We start from the raw sequence: 16035 nt of genomic DNA on the forward strand, positions 1-16035 counted from the left end.
ACGTGGGCGACCTGTCGCGCGGCGCCCGCCGGAGGCTTACACATGAGGCGGCGGCGCCGGGCCCGGCCGGTGCTCATCGGTGTGCTCGCCGCGGCCGGCGTGTTCGCCGGCCTCGCTACCGGGCTCTCCCTTCCCAGCGGTGGTCCCCACCCGATCCAGCTCACCCTCGCCGTCGCCGCGTCGCTGCTGTCGGGGTGGCTCACCGCGGTCCAGATCGGAGGCGGCTCGGACGAGCGGCCGGCGGCGCCCGACCGGCCCGTCGCCAGTTCCCCGCTCAGCCAGCTGCCACCCGACCTCGGCGACTTCGCCGACCGCGAGGCATATCTCGCGACGCTCCTCGAACGGCTCGAATCCAGGTCTGATGACCGTATCGCCATCGCGACCGTGGCCGGCAAGGCCGGCGTCGGAAAGACGGCGTTGGCCATCCGGGTCGCGCACCAGGTGGCGCGGCGCTTTCCCGGCGGACAGCTCTATGTCAACCTGCGCGGCGTCGAGGAACAGGCGGTCACGCCGGAGGACGCACTCGCCGGATTCCTGCGCGACCTCGGCGTGCCCGGCCCGGTGATCCCGGAGGACCTCCAGGAGCGCGCCCGCATGTACCGCGCCCGGCTCGCCGGCCGGCGCGTGCTCGTCGTGCTCGACAACGCCGCCGACGAGGTGCAGATCCGTCCGCTGGTGCCCAGCAGCCCGGGCAGCGCGGTACTGGTGACGAGCCGGCGGCCGCTGGCCGGGCTGGAGGGCGCGCAGCCGCTGGTGCTCGACGTCATGGACCATCAGGCGGCGCACACGCTGTTCTCATCCGTTGTCGGTGCGCAGCGCGTCGCGGCGGACCCCGAAGCCGCGAGCCGGATCGTCGACCTGTGCGGCGGCCTGCCGCTCGCGGTCCGGATCGCCGGCGCGCGGCTGGCGACCAAGCCGCATTGGACACTGTCCGGATTCGTACGCCGGCTCAGCGACGAAGGGGAACGGCTGGCCGAGCTGCGCGCCGGAGACCTGGAGGTACGCGCGAGCTTCGCGCTGAGCTACCACGACCTCGAGCCGAGGCAACATCTGGCGTTTCAGGCACTCGGCTTGTCCAACGCACCCGACTTCGCGCCGTGGACGCTGGCCGCGCTGCTCGACTGCACCGCGCGGGAGGCTGCCGACCTGCTGGAAGGGCTGGCCGACGCGCAGTTGGTCGAGGCGGGGGCGACGACGAGCCTCGGTATCGCTTCCACGACCTGCTCCGCGTCTTCGCGCGGGAACGGCTGCGCGAGGAAATGCCGGCGACCGATCAGGCCGCGGCGGTGCGCCGGCTCATCGAGGCGTACCTCGCACGCGCCGAGGCGGGCGCCGCCGTCCTGCGCTACGACGAGCGGGCGCCCGCGGTCGACGAGCCACTGGGCTGGTTCAACACCGAGTGGGCCGGCCTCATCGCCGCCGTCGAGCAGGCGTCGGCCCAGGGCCTCGACGAGGCGACCTGGCGGCTGGCCGCGGCCATGACGCCGTACTGCGAGATCCGGGCACGGCTGCGCGATTGGGGCCACGTCCAACAGATCGCGTTGGAGGCGGCGCGCCGGTCAGACGACGCACGGGGCGCCGCGGTCGTCCAGCAGCACCTCGGCCGCCTGTCCCGCTACCGGGGACGGTTCGACGAGGCCGAGGCGCTGCTGTACCAGTCGCTGGCGGGCTTCGAGGCGCTCGGCGACGTTCCCGGGCGGGCCGTTGTCCTGCACCACCTCGGCGCCGTCGCGGTCAACCAGGGCCGGCCGGAGCTGGCGGAGACCCGGATGCGCGAGGCACTCGGGCTGTTCCGGGATCTGGGCCAGCGCCACGGCGAGGCGCAGACCTTGCGGTGGCTGGCGCACATCTGCGGCAACCGGGGCGAGTTCGAGTCCGCGATCCGGTTCTTCCAGGAGGCGCTCCCGCTGTTCGCGTCGCTCGGCGACCGCCACGGCGAGGCGCAGACCTTGCGGTGGCTCGGCGACGTGTACGGCGACAGCGGGCGGTACGACGAGGCGATCGAGTGCTTCGACCGCTGCCTGCCGGTGCTCCGCGACGTCGACGACCCGCTCGGCGAGGCGTGGGCGTTGCTCGACCTCGGCGACGTGCACCGGGAGCGCGGCGATCTCGACACGGCCATGCGATGTTTCAAGGCGGCGCAGGAGAGTTTCGTCCGGTACCAGTCGACGGCGGGCGAGGCCGCGATCCTGCTCTGCCTGGCAGACGTCCACCGCGAGCGCGGCGAGTTCGCCGCCGCGACCGCTGAGCTCGACCGCGCGCGTGCCGCCTACCGGGACATGGGCGACCCGGTCGGCGAGGCATGGGCGTTGCTGTGCTTCGGCGACCTCCACCTGGCGCAGGGCCGCCACGGCGCCGCGGTCGACGTTCTTGAGCAGGCGGTACCGCTCTTTCGCGCCGCCGACAAACGACTGCACGAGGGACGGGCACTGCGCAGCCTCGCGGCCGCCTTCGCCGGCGTCGGCGAGCACGAACGGTCCGGATCGGCGCTTGCGGAGGCGTTGGCGCTGTTCGACGGTATCGGCGCACCGGAAGCCGCCGCCGTGCGGCGCGAGATGGAGGCCCAGGCCACCGAGTAGCGCGGTGGCGCGGTCAGGCCCAGCCCTGGTGGGCGGCGTACCAGCCGAGCTGCATCCGGTTGTCGACGACGGCGAGGTCCATCAGGCGGCGCAGGTGGCGTTGCAGCGTCCGCAGCGACAGGTTCAGCTGTGTGGCGACCGCCTGGTCGGTCAGGCCGGCGACCAGCAGCGCGAGGATCTTGCGGTCCAGCGGGGTGATGCCGTCGGGCTGCCGCTCGGTCAGGTCGTCGGCCGCCGCCGGGTCGGTGCCAGCGATCGACAGGTCGAGCGGGTGCGCGTGCTGCCACGTGCTTTCGAACAGCGCGTCCAGCGCGGCGAGCAGTCCGCTGCGGTGCAGCAGGACCGCGCCGGGCTCGCCGTACGGTTCGGCCGCCAGCGGTACCAGGCCGATGTCGGCGTCGGCAAGCACCAGCTTCATCGGCAGTTCTTTGACGACGCGCACCTTCACCCCGTTGTGCAACGACGCCACCGTCTCGTGGAAGGTCCGGGGTTCGGCCAGGGCCGACCGTTCGATGACGACGCGGACCTCCACACCCCGGTCGATGGCGGCGTCTTCGCCCGTGTTCTCGCCGGGCGGCACGGCGATGAACGGCGCGGTCACGAAGTTGCGCAGTTGCGTCCGGGCGGCGTGCTGGAGCTGGAGGAAACGATGGCGGATGGCGTCGATCCCGGTGATGACCTCGATCAGTTCGCTGATGGAGCGGCCGACCATCGCCGCCCGGTGCTCCTCGGCGAAGGCGGCCAGCCCCAGTTCGGCCGTCCGCAGCGCGTCACGCCGCTCGCTGATCATGGCGCCGAGCGCCACGGCGGGTGGGGCCGCGGTGAAACCGTTGCCCGCGCGGACCACCAGACCGTGCGCCACGAGGCGCGACAGCGCCGCCGAGACCTCGGATCCGGACTGCGCCAGCGCTTGGGCGAGCTCGGCCGCGGCGGTGCCCGGGCGGCTGAGCAGCGCGCGGTACACCGTCTCCTCGTCGGGCGTGAGCCCCAGCGCGCCGAGCATCGGCAGCCGCCCCTCGCCCTGGTGACCAGGGCATCTGGTACGTACGTGTGTTGATCCATAACGTGCCAGATTTTGGTGCTCCACGGGAGGGGGCGGCGAGATCTTTACCGGATGCCGTAGGCCCGGATGACCTCCTGCTTGATGGCGAACCCGGCGTCGGTGGCGCCGGCAGCCCGCACCGACAGGAAGCCGCCCGGCTTCTTGGCCAGCTTGAGCGTGCCGTCCCACCAGCCGCCGGCCGTCTTGCGCAGGCTCACCCGTTGCCAGGTCGCGCCGTCGTCGTATGACACGTCGAGGGTGACCGAGGTGACGTTGCCGGTGCTGGGGCCACCACCCGCCTGCGGGATCGCCTTGAGGCGGATCTGCTGGCTGGTGCCGGCCTTCACGTCACCGCGCAGGTCAGTGGCGAGGCGATACTCCATCTGCAGCAACGCGAAGGGCTCGAAGTCGTCCGACGCGGCGGTGCCGGAGACGAAGTCCCACTCCGTGTGCGTACGGGTGGACAGCCGCCACTGTTCGGCGGGGCGTGAGGCGTCCAGCACCAGGCGGTACGGCAGGGTGCCCGGCGGAACGGTAACCCACTGCATGTCGGATGCCCACTCGTTCTCGTGCACCAGGGTGTCGCCCTGGAACAGCTTCATGTTGGTCGGCACCGAGCCCCAGTCCAGGTTGCCCCCGTGCTCCAACCCGTCACCCGACGGAGTCCACGCCTGCACGTTGATGGTCATGTAGTCCTGGTAGCGGCTGTTCTGCACCGCGAACGCCCGGTTGAACGCCGGCCGGATGGCGGGTGCGAACCAGTCCAGGCGCGTGGTGCTGCGCTTGGCGTACGTGTTGCGGTTGGCCGTGTCCACCCATTCGCCCTGGTTGTGCACCTCGTGCCAGGCCACGCCCGGCGTGACCCATTCGGTACGGGTACCGGGGTACCACTCCCGCTCCGGGAAACCGTACGACGGGTGAACGTCATGTCGTACCGGTAACCGCCGCCCTCGGTGTCGCGAACGCTGAAGTAGCGCGCGTCGATCCGAGCCAGGTCCCGCTGGCTCGGCCGGTAGGCGAGTGGCCGATCCGGGACGTGTCCAGAGTAGACACGAGTCAGGTCGTAGACGTAGGTCGCGTACGGCACCTGCGTGGCGTGCAGCTTCAGCCGGCCGCTCTTGGCCAGGCGGATCAACGATGCTCCGGCGTCGCGGTGCACCGTGGCCACCGGGATGGGCGACTCGCCGACGTACTCGTTGAGCACGCCGGCCCCGTCGTTGACGACCAGCAGCAGCGCCACTCCGGCCGCCACCGCGGCCGCCGTGCGCTCCGCCGGAGCGACGGTGGCGCTGCGCGTCACCACCGCGACCTTGCCGGCGGCGTCCAGACCGTCGTACTCGCCGGCCGCCCCGGTGCCCGCGTAGACCGCGGCCAACGTGTCCGACCCCGCGGTGAGTGTGCCGCCCGGCTGCGCCGTGGCCTCCACCTCCGGCAGGCCGAATGCCTTCAGGCTCAGCGACGGCTCACCCTCGCGCCACCGGGTCGCCAATGTGAACGAGCCGAGGCGCGGCCGCTCGGTCGGCGAGATGTACATGTCGTCGTACCGCACCGGCACCAGGTAGGCGGCCCGGTAGCTGTCGCCGCCGGCGTAGTCGACCTGGAAGTCGATCTTGCGTTGCCGGCTCTCGGCGCGCTGTGGCGCGGTGGTGTCCAGCAGTCGTGCCCGGCGTGCGTCCAGCACCACCTCGGCCGACGAGGTGAGCACTGTCTCCGGATCGACCAGCACGGCGAGGCCGAGCGAGTCCGAGCGCTCACCCTGGACGTCCAGGGCGGTCTCCACCGTGTACGTGCCGGACGGCAGTCGCAGCGTCGCCTCACCGTCCACGGTGTACAGCCAGGAGTCCCACTCGTTCTCCTTGTCCACCACCACGGTCGCGCGAGCCGGCTTGCCGTCCCTGCCGATCAGCTTGACTTTCAGGTCGTACCGCTCGTCCTCCTTGAGCATGCCGAGGGAGGTACGGGTGACCGCGGTCCCGGTGGTGGCGTCGGTGCCGACCAGATATCCGGTGAACTGGCCGGTGGCGGCGCCGGTCGGATCGCCGGTGACGTGGACGTCGGCGCTCCCGCCCGCCGGTACGGTCACCGTCGAGGCGTCCACAGTGAACGGTCCGGTGCCGGTGAGCGCCAAGTCGAGCCTCACGTCGGAGGCGCCGGAGTTGGTGAAGGTCACCGGCTTGGTCACCGGGGCGTCGGTCGGCTCGTGCGGCCAGTCGTGGTTGCCGAAGAAGGCTGACCCGGTGGCCCGTACCGTGTTGCGGACGGCCGCCGCGACGTCGAGCCGGCCGGTGCCCACCTCGTAGGGCGAGTACGTGTCGGCCAGGCCCTTCGCGCTGCTGACCAGCGCCTCCTTGAGCTGCTGGCCGGACCAGTCGGGGTGCCGCTGGGCCAGGATCGCGGCGGCGCCCGACACGTGCGGGGTCGCCATGGAGGTGCCGTCGATGCTGCGGTACATGCCGGTGTCGCCGGTCATCTGCTGCGAACGGGCCGCCGTGATGGCCACACCCGGCGCGGTGAGATCGGGCTTGAGCGCGCCGCTGCGGGCCAGCGGGCCGGTGCTGGAGAAGTAGGCGAGCACGTCCTGCTTGTCCACCGCGCCGACGGTCAACGCGCTGGCCGCCGCGGCGGGCGCGCCGATGGTCTGCGGGCCGGAGTTGCCGGCGGCGACGACGAAGAGCGTGCCGTACTGCGCGGACAGGGTGTCCACCGCGACAGACATCGGGTCGCTGCCGTCGGTGAGAATGTCGTCGCCGAGGCTCATGTTCACGATGTCGGCGCCCGACTCGGCCGCCCACTGCATGCCGGCCAGTACCCAGGAATCCGCGCCGGAGCCGTCGTCGCCGAGCACCTTGCCGACGACGAGGTCGGCACCGGGCGCGACTCCCTTGTAGCTGCCGCCGGAGGCCGCGCCAGTGCCCACGATCGTCGAGGCGACGTGGGTGCCGTGCCCGTTCACGTCCGAGGTGTCCTGGTCCGGCACGAAGCTGACCTTGTCGTCGATCTGGTCGGCCAGGTCCGGGTGGGTGGCGTCGATGCCGCTGTCGAGCACCGCGACCTTGACGCCGTGGCCGTCGTACCCGGCCGCCCAGGCCTGCGGCGCGCCGACCTGCGGCACGCTTTCGGCGAGGCTCACCTTCACCCGGCCGTCCAGCCACAGCTTGGCCACGTCGCCCTGCAGCGTGGTGCTGCCCGGCCGGGTGATGGTGTTCCAGAAGGTGTGGGCCTGCGTCTTGTCCGCCGTCAACGCGGCGCCCCCGACGCTGGCCAGCGGCCGGACCAGCTTGCTGCCCCGCGGGGCGACCGGGCTGGCCGCACGCGCGCGGCCGGGCACGTACCTGGCGATGAGGGGACGGCCGCCGCCTTCGCGTCGTCGTACCCCATCTCGATGAGATCGGTGACGTTGAACAACCGCCGGTCCAGCTTGTCGCCGCTCAGCAGCGGCAGCGCCTCGTCGGGCAGGACGAACAGGTCCCCGCCGTTCTTCTGGATGCGCACCCCGCCGGTCGCGTTGTCCGGCCGGTCCACCTCGGCGGTCTGCTCGCCGCCGGCGAGGGTCCGTACGGTCACGACGTCGCCGGTGACCAGGGTGACCCGGTGGATGGCGGTCGCCGCCGCCCCGGCAGGCGTGGCCGCCCGCGGCGCGGCCAGCGCTGCGGACTGCGGCACGGCAAGCCCTGCCGCCAGTAACGGCACCACTGCCGCTATCGAGAGCTGCTTCCGGGACCGGGAAGCGAAGTGCGATACGCGAGACGACATGCCAACGGTCTACCTGGCCGTGAGATCCCAGTGAAGAGCTTCACTTGGCGGGGTTGCGCCATGACGAAGACCCGCCACCGGGCCACGGCTCACGACGCCTCGGGAATGCGGACAATCGCCTTGCCGACCGTGGCGGTGCCGGGCCGCAGCAGTCCGAACATGACCTCCGGCACCCGCTCGATGCCCTCCACGACGGTGTGCCGCTGGCTGATCCGGCCGTCGCGTATCCAGGCGGCCATCTCGGCGCGGAAGGCCGGCATCTGGTCGTAGTGGTCGGTGACCAGGAAGCCGCGGGCGGCCGGTCGTCCAGCCGGCCGCGCATGTAGGGGTCCACGGACAGGTGGGTGTTGCGCACCACCACCTGCCCCGGTGCCGGCTCCGGCACCTCGGTCTCGACCAGCGCGAAATCGTCCGAAGACGCGCGTGCCTCCGGCCGGCGTACCAGCTGCCACTCCCGGGCTCGTCTCCCGCTTCCAGCTGTCATCGCGAATCCACTCCTCGACAGATACTTGATTGAATCAAGCATGATGCTGGCACAGAAGCTTGATGGGATCAAGTTTTTGGTAGAGTGTTCGCATGCAGGTCCCGCCCGGGCCCGTCACCGCGTCGACCGACGCCGAGCGGGCCATGTTCGATTTCGTCGACGCGTACGACCGCGCCTACGAGACCGCCGCGATCAACCACGGGCTGAGCGTGGCGCAGGCGTGCGTGCTCGGCCGCCTGGCCAGGCCGCGCGGGATGAGCGAGCTCGCCGACGAGCTGGGCTGCGACGCGTCCAACATCACGCAGATCATCGCCCGGCTCGAGGCGCGCGACCTGGTCCGGCGCGAGACGAGCCCGCACGACCGCCGCTCCCGCCTCATCATCCGCACCGCGGGCGGCAGCGACCTCTACGCGGAGTTCGAGGAGTCGTTCGAGTTCGCCCGCTCGGCCATCGCCAACCTCGACGCCACGGAGCGGGACCAGCTGGCCGCCTTGCTCCGCAAGGCCCTCGGCGCGCCTCCCGCCTGAGGCGATCGGCTCAGGCTCCGCTGGCGATCGGCTCAGGTTCCGTAGGCGGTGGGCTCAGGTTCCGTTGGCGGTCGCGAAGTGGGCACGACCGTGACAGCGGCGTCTCGCGGCGGCTCCTAGCGTGGCCGCATCGGCGGACGACGGAGCCGCCGGGGAGGGGCGGCACGAATGTCATCAACGATGTGTGCCCGCCGCCTGATGGGCGGGCTGGTTGTGGTGAGTGTGACGGTCGGAGCTACCGGCGTGGTGGCTGTCCCAGCGGCAGCGGCGTCGCCGGAGCCTGTGTTCGTGCACACCTGGCGCGGCGACAGGGCGGGGGAGCGGTTCGGGTTCGCGGTCAGTGAGCTGTCGGACATCGATGGCGACGGCGCCCGCGAGGCGATCATCGGCGCACCGTTCCACCAGGACGCGGCCGGAACAGCGGCTGGGCACACCGACGTGGTCTCCGGCCGGACGGGGGCGCTGCTGTACCGGTTCGAGGGTGCGGCGGAGGACCGGCACGGGTACGCGATGGCGGACGCCGGTGATGTGAACGCGGACGGTGTCGCGGATGTCGTGGTAGGAGCCACCGGCGTCTCGGCGCTGGCCTGCACGGCGGTCCCCCGTACCGGTCGGGTCTACGTGTACTCCGGCGCGGACGGGGCGATGCTTCTGCGGATCGACGGTGAGACGCCGGGCGACCAGTTCGGTGCGGCGGTCGCCGCGGCCGGTGACGTCGACCGCGACGGCCGTGCCGACATGCTTGTCGGTGCACCCTGCCACGACGGCGCAAACGGCGCGGACGCGGGTCGGGCGTATGTCGTATCGGGGCGGACCGGCGCGATGCTGCGCGTACACGACGGCAGAGCGGCCGGCGACGGACTTGGCTGGGGAACCGGTGCCGTGGGCGATGTGACCGGCGACCGGCGTGCGGACTACGTGATCGGGGCGAAGGACGCCGGACCGGGCGACCGTGGCCTCGCCTACGTGTACGACGGGCACCACGGCCGGCTGCGGCATGTGCTCGCGGGCAACCAGCGGTCTGCGGAGTTCGGATGGTTCTTCGTGGCCAGCGCCGGCGACGTCGACCGCGACGGGCGAAACGACGTGTACGTCGGAGACTTCTGCGCAGATGACGCGGCCGGTGACTGCAGCACGCCGCTTGGGCAGGCATACGTGTTCTCCGGGCGGACGGGCCGGCTGCTGCACCTGTTCCGGGGCGAGCAGCCGGGCGACGGCGCAGGTCCGGGCCGGTCTGCTGGTGACGTCGACCGCGACGGCCACGCGGACGTCGTGGTGGGCCTGTACGCCAGCAGCGCGGCAGCGCCGCAGGCGGGCCGGGTCATCGTCTACTCCGGACGGACCGGCCGTAAGCTGTTCGACTACGCCAGCCAGAACGCGGGTGAGACGTTGGGCTACGACGCGGTCGGGCTCGGTGATGTCAATGGCGACGGGCGGACCGAGCTGTTGCTCTCCGCGGCGATCGGGGACGTGGTGTACGTCGTCAGCACGTGAAGGCCTGCCTGCGCCTGGGACGGTGTGCAGCCGAAGACCTGCCGGAACATCCGGGTGTAGTGGCTGTGGCTGCTGAAACCGTACGCGGCGGCGATGCTGGACAGGTCCGAGTGGCGGGCGACCGCGTCCGGCAGCGAGGCCCGCAGCACAAGCTGCCGCCGGTATCCGGCGATCGGGTAGCCGGTGTGGGCACGGAACATACGGGCCAGGCGGTACGGCGAGTAGTGCACGACAGCGGCCAGTTCGGCAAGCGTCCACGGCTTCGAGGGGTCCGCGGCCAACATGGCTTTGATCTGCTCGACCGCCTGCCGCCGGGCTCGTGCCGTGGCCGGTCGCGGCCCCGTGGTGTGGGGCGCCACGGGGCCGCCACCCGGTCGGCGACGTGCCGCAGCACCGACAGTACGGCCTCGTCGACCGCGAGCAGGTCGACCGCGGGGTCGGCGAGCGCGGCACGTGCCTGGTGCAGTACCGCGTACGCCCGGGCGTCGCACGACCCGTAGCGCAGGCGCGGGCGTCTGATCCGGCGTTGTCGGTGCTCGATGCCCAGCTCGGCGGCGAGGTCGTCGGAGACGATCGCGAACGTGCACCGATCACCATCCGTGCTGACCAGCCGCCGGCGGAAGTGCACATCGCGGTCGTAAACCAAGCCGTGGTTGACCGTGGACACGTACGGCACGTCGCCGTCCGGAATCAGCCGTACCGCGGTGTCAGGGACGACCACGTGCGGCTGCGCGCCGATCCAGTTGACAGTGGCCCACCGTGCGGCATGCGGCGGGCATTCGAACCGGCCCAGCACATACCCTGACCCGTCGAACACGTGCCGCACGCACCCGTCGACTCGCCGATCCAGCACGCCCACCATCGCACCTACGGTATTGGCGACCGGCCCGTTTCAGGTCGCGGCGAGATCGCGAACCGGCTACGCCGATGTCGTACCGGTGATGACGACCTTGCCCCTGGCGTGGTGGGTCAGCATGTGCGCGACCGCGTTCGCCGCCTGGTCGAGCGGGTAGGTCTTGTCGATGACGGCTTTGACCTGGCCGGATTCCAGGAGGCTGCGGAGCGCGGTGAGGTTGTCGCGGTTCACGGTGGTGGTCACGAGCTTCACACGGGTACTGGTGAACCTTCCCATCAGGGCCGCTCGCGCAGTCCGGGGCAGGCCGGCCAGCAAGCCCCCGGTGTTTCCGAGGCTGTTCGGGATGAGGAGCCCGTTGGGCGTCAGCAGCCTCGCGGTGATCCGCGGTGGGTGGTTCAGCACGTTGTCGAGGATCACGTCGAACCGGTGCTGGCTCTGCGTGAAATCCTGCTCGGTGTAGTCGATCACCTGGTCCGCACCGAGTGACCGGACCAGCTCGACGTTGCCGGTACCGCAGACGCCGGTGACGTCCGCGCCAAGTGACTTGGCGATCTGTACCGCCATGGTCCCGACGCCGCCAGACGCGCCGTTGATCAGCACGCGGGCGCCAGGGCCCACCCCGGCGACGTCGCGCATGGCGGTCAGGGCGGTGAGCCCGGTCATCACCGACGCCGCGGCCTCCTCGAAGGTGACCGCGGCCGGCTTCTTGACGAGCTGGGCGGCCGGTGCGGCCGTGTACTGCGCGAACGTGCCGGCCCGGGCTCCGCTGCCACCCCACAGCGACCCGAACACCTCGTCGCCGGGCCGCAGGTCGGTCACCTCCCGGCCGGCGGCTTCCACGATGCCGGCGACGTCGCTGCCCCGGACCGGGTGCTTCGGGCGTCGCAGCCCAAAGCTCAGGCGAAGCACATGCGGCACGCCGGCCACAGTGGCCCAGTCCGGGGTGTTCACGCTGGTTGCCCATACCCGGATCAAGACCTCGTCGGCGCCGGGCGACGGCCGCCGGATCTCGGCCACCCGCAGCACGACCGCCGGTGGGCCGTAGCCGTCCTGGACAACAGCCCGCATGATGGGCGGATTGGTCGCCATCGCCTCGTAGACCTCCCTCAGGCAGGGACCTTACGTCGTAAGGTAGATGCCTTACGGCGTAAGGATGACCCGTACGCCGTAAGGTGTCAAGAGGGTCTTCGACGACCGCGCCGGCGCCGTAGACAAGGATTGGCGACATGAAGATCACCGGGCTGCGTAAGACGGATGCTGAACGCCGCACCCAGCTGACTCGAGAGCGCGTCGTGGCGGCGGCGGTCGAGCTCGCAGACCGGGACGGCATCGAGTCGATCAGCATGCGAAGGCTCGCCCGGGAGCTGGATGTCGAGGCGATGTCCCTGTACACGCACGTGCGCAACAAGGACGACCTGCTCGACGGCATGGTCGACGCGGTGATCGGCCAGATCCCGACCGACGGCGACGGTCCCGACTGGAAGGCGTCGCTGCGCCGGATCGTGCTGGCCGCACGCGGCGTGGTGCTGCGCCACCCCTGGGCACCACGCACCATCCAGACGCGGGCTACGCCCGGACTGGCTGTGCTGAACTACGTGAACGCGGTGATCGGTGTCCTGCGCGAAGGCGGCTTCTCCGTCGCGCAGGCGCATCACGCCCTGCACATCCTCGGCAGCCGCGCGCTCGGCTTCACCCAGGATCTTTTCGACGACTCCGGCGCCTTGGAGCCGGAGGCAGCCTCGAGGCTCGCCAGCGAGCTCGGCGCCACCCATCCCTACGCCGTGGAGATGGCCCTCGCGGTCACCCACACTGGCGTCCTCGGGCCGTGCGACGACGACGTCGAGTTCGCGTTCGCACTCGACTTCATCCTCGACGGCCTCGAGCGGCTCCGCGGCGGCAAGCCGGCACGCCGCCGCCCGCACACCGCGACCTAGCCAGCTACTCCAGCGCTAGCGGCAGTCCGAAGCGTGGCATCAGGTGGTTGGTGTGAAAGCGGGTGACCGCCCGGATCCGGTCGCCGGCCACGGTGAGCACGATCAAGCCCCCAGGGCCGGCCAGCGCCCGCTCAGACTCGGCGTGGTAGACGCCGAACGCCGGCTGGTTGTTGGCGCGGGTCGGCACCAGGACCGTCCGACGGTTACCGGGATACGCCATGCTGACCCGGAGGAAGTCGGTGATCGCGGAGATGCCGTGGTACTCGTGCGGCGCCGGCGGCATGCTCAACCACGCGTCATCGGTCAGTAAGGCGACGACCCGGTCGATGTCACCGGCCGTGAACGCCTCGGCGAAGCGGCGAACCAGTTGTGCCTCATCGCCCGCCCCGGTCCTGGCCACCGGTGGCCGGCCGGCGGTCCGGTGCGCGTCGAGCGCGGCCCGGGCCCGTTGCAGCGCGCCCTTGACGGCGGTCTGTGTGGTGCCGAGCATCGTGGCGACCTCGGCGCTCGGGTAGCCCAGCACATCGCGCAGGATGAGGGTCGCGGCCTGGCGCGGTGGCATCCGCTGAAGGGCGACGACGAACGCGAGCTCCACGGCCTCGCGGGTCTCGTACCGCGTGTCGGGGCCCGGTGCCGGCTCCGGCAGCTGCTCCAGCAGCGCGTCCGGGTAGGGCTGGAGCCACGTGACCTCGCCGCGCCGGCTCGGCTCCGGCGGCGTGAACGGCGGCACCGGCTCGACCGGAACCCGACGGCCAGCGTCGCGCAGCGTGTTGAGGCAGCGATTGGTCGCGATCCGGTACAACCAGCCACGCAGTGAGGCCCGTCCCTCGAACCGGTCCAGCCCGCGCCACGCCGCGATCAGCGTCTCCTGCAGCAGGTCTTCGGCGTCGGTCAGCGAGCCGAGAATGCGGTAGCAGTGCAGCTGCAGCTCGCGCCGGTACGGCTCGGTGAGGTCACGGAACGCGTCCTGGTCACCGGCCTGTGCGCGTTCCAGCACGGTCTGGCCCACGAAAAGATCTTGCCACGCTTCTTCCGCCGGAGCGTTCCGGTGCGGCCTTCGGTGGTGTCTTAACAACTGAAGGCCGTATGAGAAGGAGACATCGTGACCGAGAACAGCACCGCCCTGCAGATCGCGCTCGCCTACCACAAGGCGTGGACCAGCAAGGATCTGGACCTCGCCATGTCGTACATCGCCGACGACATCGTCTGTGACGCGCCGGCCGGCCGCATCGAGGGCGCCGAGGCGTACCGGGCGTTCATGGCCCCGTTCGTGCAGATCCTCCTCGACGTCAGCATGATCGCCGCCTTCGGTGACGAGCAGACCGCGCTGGTCATGTACGACACGACGACCGTGCCGGTGCCGAGCGCGCCAGGCGCCGAGTGCGTCACCGTCAAAGCCAACAAGATCACTTACAGTCGGTTTCTGTTCGACCGCGCCCCGTTCGAGGCGGCCCGGCGATAGTCAGGTCGTGTCTGGATGAGGGAACAAATGGCTTGCGCGGGTGCCGGTTTGAAAGTTTGACTGCTCGCTATGCCTTCGCCCTCGCCGATCTTTGTCGCGGGTACGGGTCGTTCGGGGACGTCGCGGATCGCGGACATCATCGGTGAACATCCGCTGATCCATCGGATTCCCATGGAGACGAAGTTTCTGATCGACCCGGGCGGCCTGCGGGACGTGGCCGACGCGCTCACCGATCGGTACGACCCCACCGTCGGTGAGGATGCCCTGCACCGGCTCAGCGACTTCCTCACCGTACGGGTGCCCGGCCGGCGCGACGATCGTGGCAAGACCGTTCCCGAGCTGGTCGGCGAGGGGCGCTACCGCGATGCGGTGCAACGGCTGTGGCCGCGGCTGGTCGCGTACACATTCGACGAACCCGCGCCGGCGGAAGGCTTCGGAGACGCCGACCGCCCCGCGGGCCGTTCGAGCCGCCGAGCCGCACGCGGGTGGTGCCCCGGTACTTCAGCGATCGGCGTGAACTGCTCGGGATCCTGCGCGACCTTGTCGACACGATGTTCGGCGGGGCGGCCGCCGACGCGGGCAAGCCGACCTGGTGCGAGAAGACACCGTTCAACCTGCTGTGCATGGACTTCCTCTGGGAACTCGTGCCCGAGGCCACCATCGTTCACATCAAGCGCCACCCGGTCTCCGTGCTGGCATCTCACCTGGCCCAGCCGTGGGCACCGTCCACCGTGGATGGCGCGCTGGCCTACCTCAAGCCGGTCTACCACCGGTGGCTCGCCTGGAAGGCCGCGGCCGACCTGACGGGCAGGCGGTACATCGAGGTGAAGGCGGAAGACCTCGCCGCCGACTGGCCCGGGCAGCGCCGCGCCCTGTTCGAACGGCTCGGTGTCGACGACTTCGCCACTTCCTCAACGTTTCAGTGGCACAGGCTGGCGGGCCGCAACAACCAGTTCGACGACGAGACCCGCGACCTCATCGAGGAAGCACTCGGCGAGGTCATCCCGGCGATGGGATATGAGTAACGAGGCGCCGGTTGGCCTTGTCTGTGGGGCGTGCGGGCGCCAGCGGCACCCGCACGCCCTGATCGACAACCGGTCAGCCCCGCGCCCACTCCCGACGGTCGGCGAGCGTCCACGGCGAGGTGGCGGCAACGACGCAGATCGACGTCTCCTGGGTCAGGACGATCGTGCACGGCGTGCTGGCCGCGGGCCGGCCGTTGCCGCACCAAGCGACCCGCCCAGATGCTCGCCGAACCCCGCTCTTCCTCGCAGGCCGGCCGTGCGGCGATAATCCGGGAGTGGAAACCGGTCCGATGCCCGGGCACATCGTCCGGATCCCGGAGGTTGCGAAGTCGACGCTGCGGTCATTGCTGGACCGGCACCGTACGACGTACGTACCGAGCTGGGAGGAGAACGCCTTCGGCCGGCTCAGCGGCGGCCTGTTCTGGGAGGCCGACCGCGCGTGGCGAAGGCACCGGCGGCTGCACCGTCTCTGGACCGGCTACCACTACGCCATCGGAACGACGAGCGTGGTGCTGGCCGCCACGGCCGGCTTCGGCGGGTTGAGCGAACTGCTCGACGCCAAACAGGCGGCCGTCGTCGCTCTGGCGTCGGCAGTCGCCGGGGCCTTGGCGACGTTTCTCGGCAGCGACAAGAAGCGCGCCGAGACGGCCGCGCTGGCCAGCGCCTGGGACAGCTTCCGCGACGACATCTCGATCACGTACGAGACGCGCCCCGGTGCCGACCGCGCCGACCGTGCGCCACCCCCGGGCTGGGAGGTCGTGCTGGCCGATCTCCAACAACGGGCCAAGCGGCTGCGCGCCGGGGTCGCCGATCCACCGGCGCAGGTGCCAGCCTGGCCGGGCCACCCAGCCGGCAGCCAGGCCACCGCCCGATAGCGCG

Annotated in this window: 14 protein-coding genes and 2 pseudogenes; 9 read left to right on the forward strand and 7 right to left on the reverse strand. The window is 71.0% G+C overall.

Features of this window, described 5'->3' with window-relative positions:
* Window positions 1-42: 42 nt before the first annotated feature.
* The gene (locus tag Phou_RS52940) at window positions 43-1482 is read left to right on the forward strand and encodes an NB-ARC domain-containing protein (RefSeq protein WP_246273846.1); all 1440 of its coding nucleotides are present in this window, start codon (window positions 43-45) and stop codon (window positions 1480-1482) included.
* Window positions 1479-2579 carry a tetratricopeptide repeat protein gene (locus tag Phou_RS24370; protein ID WP_246274065.1) on the forward strand — a complete coding sequence of 367 codons (1101 nt, stop codon included), beginning with the start codon at window positions 1479-1481 and terminating at the stop codon, window positions 2577-2579. The genes Phou_RS52940 and Phou_RS24370 overlap by 4 nt, the downstream gene beginning before the upstream one ends.
* A 13-nt stretch (window positions 2580-2592) precedes the next feature.
* On the opposite strand, the gene Phou_RS24375 is transcribed toward Phou_RS24370, so the two are convergent.
* The 4 genes and pseudogenes from Phou_RS24375 to Phou_RS52950 form a co-directional block, all read right to left on the reverse strand.
* Window positions 2593-3582 (reverse strand): helix-turn-helix transcriptional regulator, encoded by a 990-nt coding sequence (locus Phou_RS24375; RefSeq protein ID WP_173059262.1) that lies wholly within the window; start codon window positions 3580-3582, stop codon window positions 2593-2595.
* Window positions 3583-3686: 104 nt separating this feature from the next.
* Window positions 3687-7374 (reverse strand): annotated as a pseudogene (locus tag Phou_RS24380) (S8 family peptidase).
* 89 nt (window positions 7375-7463) lie between these two features.
* Complete coding sequence (locus Phou_RS52945) at window positions 7464-7634, reverse strand: hypothetical protein (RefSeq protein WP_246274112.1); 171 nt, start codon at window positions 7632-7634, stop codon at window positions 7464-7466.
* Window positions 7635-7681: 47 nt separating this feature from the next.
* A pseudogene (locus Phou_RS52950) lies at window positions 7682-7900 on the reverse strand (hypothetical protein); the annotation flags it as partial.
* Window positions 7901-7950: 50 nt separating this feature from the next.
* Here Phou_RS52950 and Phou_RS24390 point away from each other — a divergent pair.
* Window positions 7951-8385 (forward strand): MarR family winged helix-turn-helix transcriptional regulator, encoded by a 435-nt coding sequence (locus Phou_RS24390; RefSeq protein WP_173059268.1) that lies wholly within the window; start codon window positions 7951-7953, stop codon window positions 8383-8385.
* A gap of 288 nt (window positions 8386-8673) precedes the next feature.
* Window positions 8674-9879: an FG-GAP-like repeat-containing protein gene (locus Phou_RS24395; RefSeq protein ID WP_173059272.1), complete on the forward strand. Its 1206-nt coding sequence runs from the start codon at window positions 8674-8676 to the stop codon at window positions 9877-9879.
* On the opposite strand, the gene Phou_RS24400 is transcribed toward Phou_RS24395, so the two are convergent.
* Window positions 9780-10238 (reverse strand): helix-turn-helix transcriptional regulator, encoded by a 459-nt coding sequence (locus tag Phou_RS24400; RefSeq protein WP_173059275.1) that lies wholly within the window; start codon window positions 10236-10238, stop codon window positions 9780-9782. The two genes, Phou_RS24395 and Phou_RS24400, sit on opposite strands and share 100 nt — an antisense overlap.
* A gap of 23 nt (window positions 10239-10261) precedes the next feature.
* Between Phou_RS24400 and Phou_RS24405 the strand changes: the two genes are divergently transcribed.
* The gene (locus tag Phou_RS24405; RefSeq protein WP_173059278.1) at window positions 10262-10684 is read left to right on the forward strand and encodes a hypothetical protein; all 423 of its coding nucleotides are present in this window, start codon (window positions 10262-10264) and stop codon (window positions 10682-10684) included.
* Between the two features lie 114 nt (window positions 10685-10798).
* Here the strand turns inward: Phou_RS24405 and Phou_RS24410 are convergent, their stop codons facing one another.
* Entirely contained in the window at window positions 10799-11803 is a 1005-nt protein-coding gene (locus Phou_RS24410; protein WP_173059281.1) for an NAD(P)-dependent alcohol dehydrogenase, read from the reverse strand.
* 158 nt (window positions 11804-11961) lie between these two features.
* On the opposite strand from Phou_RS24410, the gene Phou_RS24415 reads away from it, so the two are divergent.
* On the forward strand, window positions 11962-12669 hold the full coding sequence (locus Phou_RS24415) for a TetR/AcrR family transcriptional regulator (protein ID WP_173059284.1): 708 nt from the start codon (window positions 11962-11964) through the stop codon (window positions 12667-12669).
* A 4-nt stretch (window positions 12670-12673) separates the two neighbouring features.
* Here the strand turns inward: Phou_RS24415 and Phou_RS24420 are convergent, their stop codons facing one another.
* Window positions 12674-13678 carry an RNA polymerase subunit sigma-70 gene (locus Phou_RS24420; RefSeq protein ID WP_173059287.1) on the reverse strand — a complete coding sequence of 335 codons (1005 nt, stop codon included), beginning with the start codon at window positions 13676-13678 and terminating at the stop codon, window positions 12674-12676.
* Window positions 13679-13771: 93 nt separating this feature from the next.
* Here Phou_RS24420 and Phou_RS24425 point away from each other — a divergent pair, with 93 nt between their 5' ends.
* The 3 genes from Phou_RS24425 (at window position 13772) to Phou_RS24435 (ending at window position 16031) form a co-directional block, all read left to right on the forward strand.
* Entirely contained in the window at window positions 13772-14131 is a 360-nt protein-coding gene (locus tag Phou_RS24425; RefSeq protein WP_246273847.1) for a nuclear transport factor 2 family protein, read from the forward strand.
* A 485-nt stretch (window positions 14132-14616) separates the two neighbouring features.
* Window positions 14617-15156, forward strand: a complete 540-nt coding sequence (locus Phou_RS52955) for a sulfotransferase family protein (RefSeq protein WP_246273848.1) — start codon at window positions 14617-14619, stop codon at window positions 15154-15156.
* A gap of 119 nt (window positions 15157-15275) precedes the next feature.
* Entirely contained in the window at window positions 15276-16031 is a 756-nt protein-coding gene (locus tag Phou_RS24435) for a hypothetical protein (protein WP_218579175.1), read from the forward strand.
* The last annotated feature ends 4 nt before the right edge of the window (window positions 16032-16035 follow it).

This window comes from Phytohabitans houttuyneae, from assembly GCF_011764425.1.
Taxonomy (GTDB): domain Bacteria; phylum Actinomycetota; class Actinomycetes; order Mycobacteriales; family Micromonosporaceae; genus Phytohabitans; species Phytohabitans houttuyneae.

Coding starts and splice junctions, on each gene's coding strand:
- Phou_RS24370 (WP_246274065.1), top strand. CDS start 1,479: ATGACGCCGTACTGCGAGATCCGGGCACGGCTGCGCGATTGGGGCCAC.
- Phou_RS52945 (WP_246274112.1), bottom strand. CDS start 7,634: ATGCCGGCCTTCCGCGCCGAGATGGCCGCCTGGATACGCGACGGCCGG.
- Phou_RS52940 (WP_246273846.1), top strand. CDS start 43: ATGAGGCGGCGGCGCCGGGCCCGGCCGGTGCTCATCGGTGTGCTCGCC.
- Phou_RS24375 (WP_173059262.1), bottom strand. CDS start 3,582: ATGCTCGGCGCGCTGGGGCTCACGCCCGACGAGGAGACGGTGTACCGC.
- Phou_RS24415 (WP_173059284.1), top strand. CDS start 11,962: ATGAAGATCACCGGGCTGCGTAAGACGGATGCTGAACGCCGCACCCAG.
- Phou_RS24410 (WP_173059281.1), bottom strand. CDS start 11,803: ATGCGGGCTGTTGTCCAGGACGGCTACGGCCCACCGGCGGTCGTGCTG.
- Phou_RS24390 (WP_173059268.1), top strand. CDS start 7,951: ATGCAGGTCCCGCCCGGGCCCGTCACCGCGTCGACCGACGCCGAGCGG.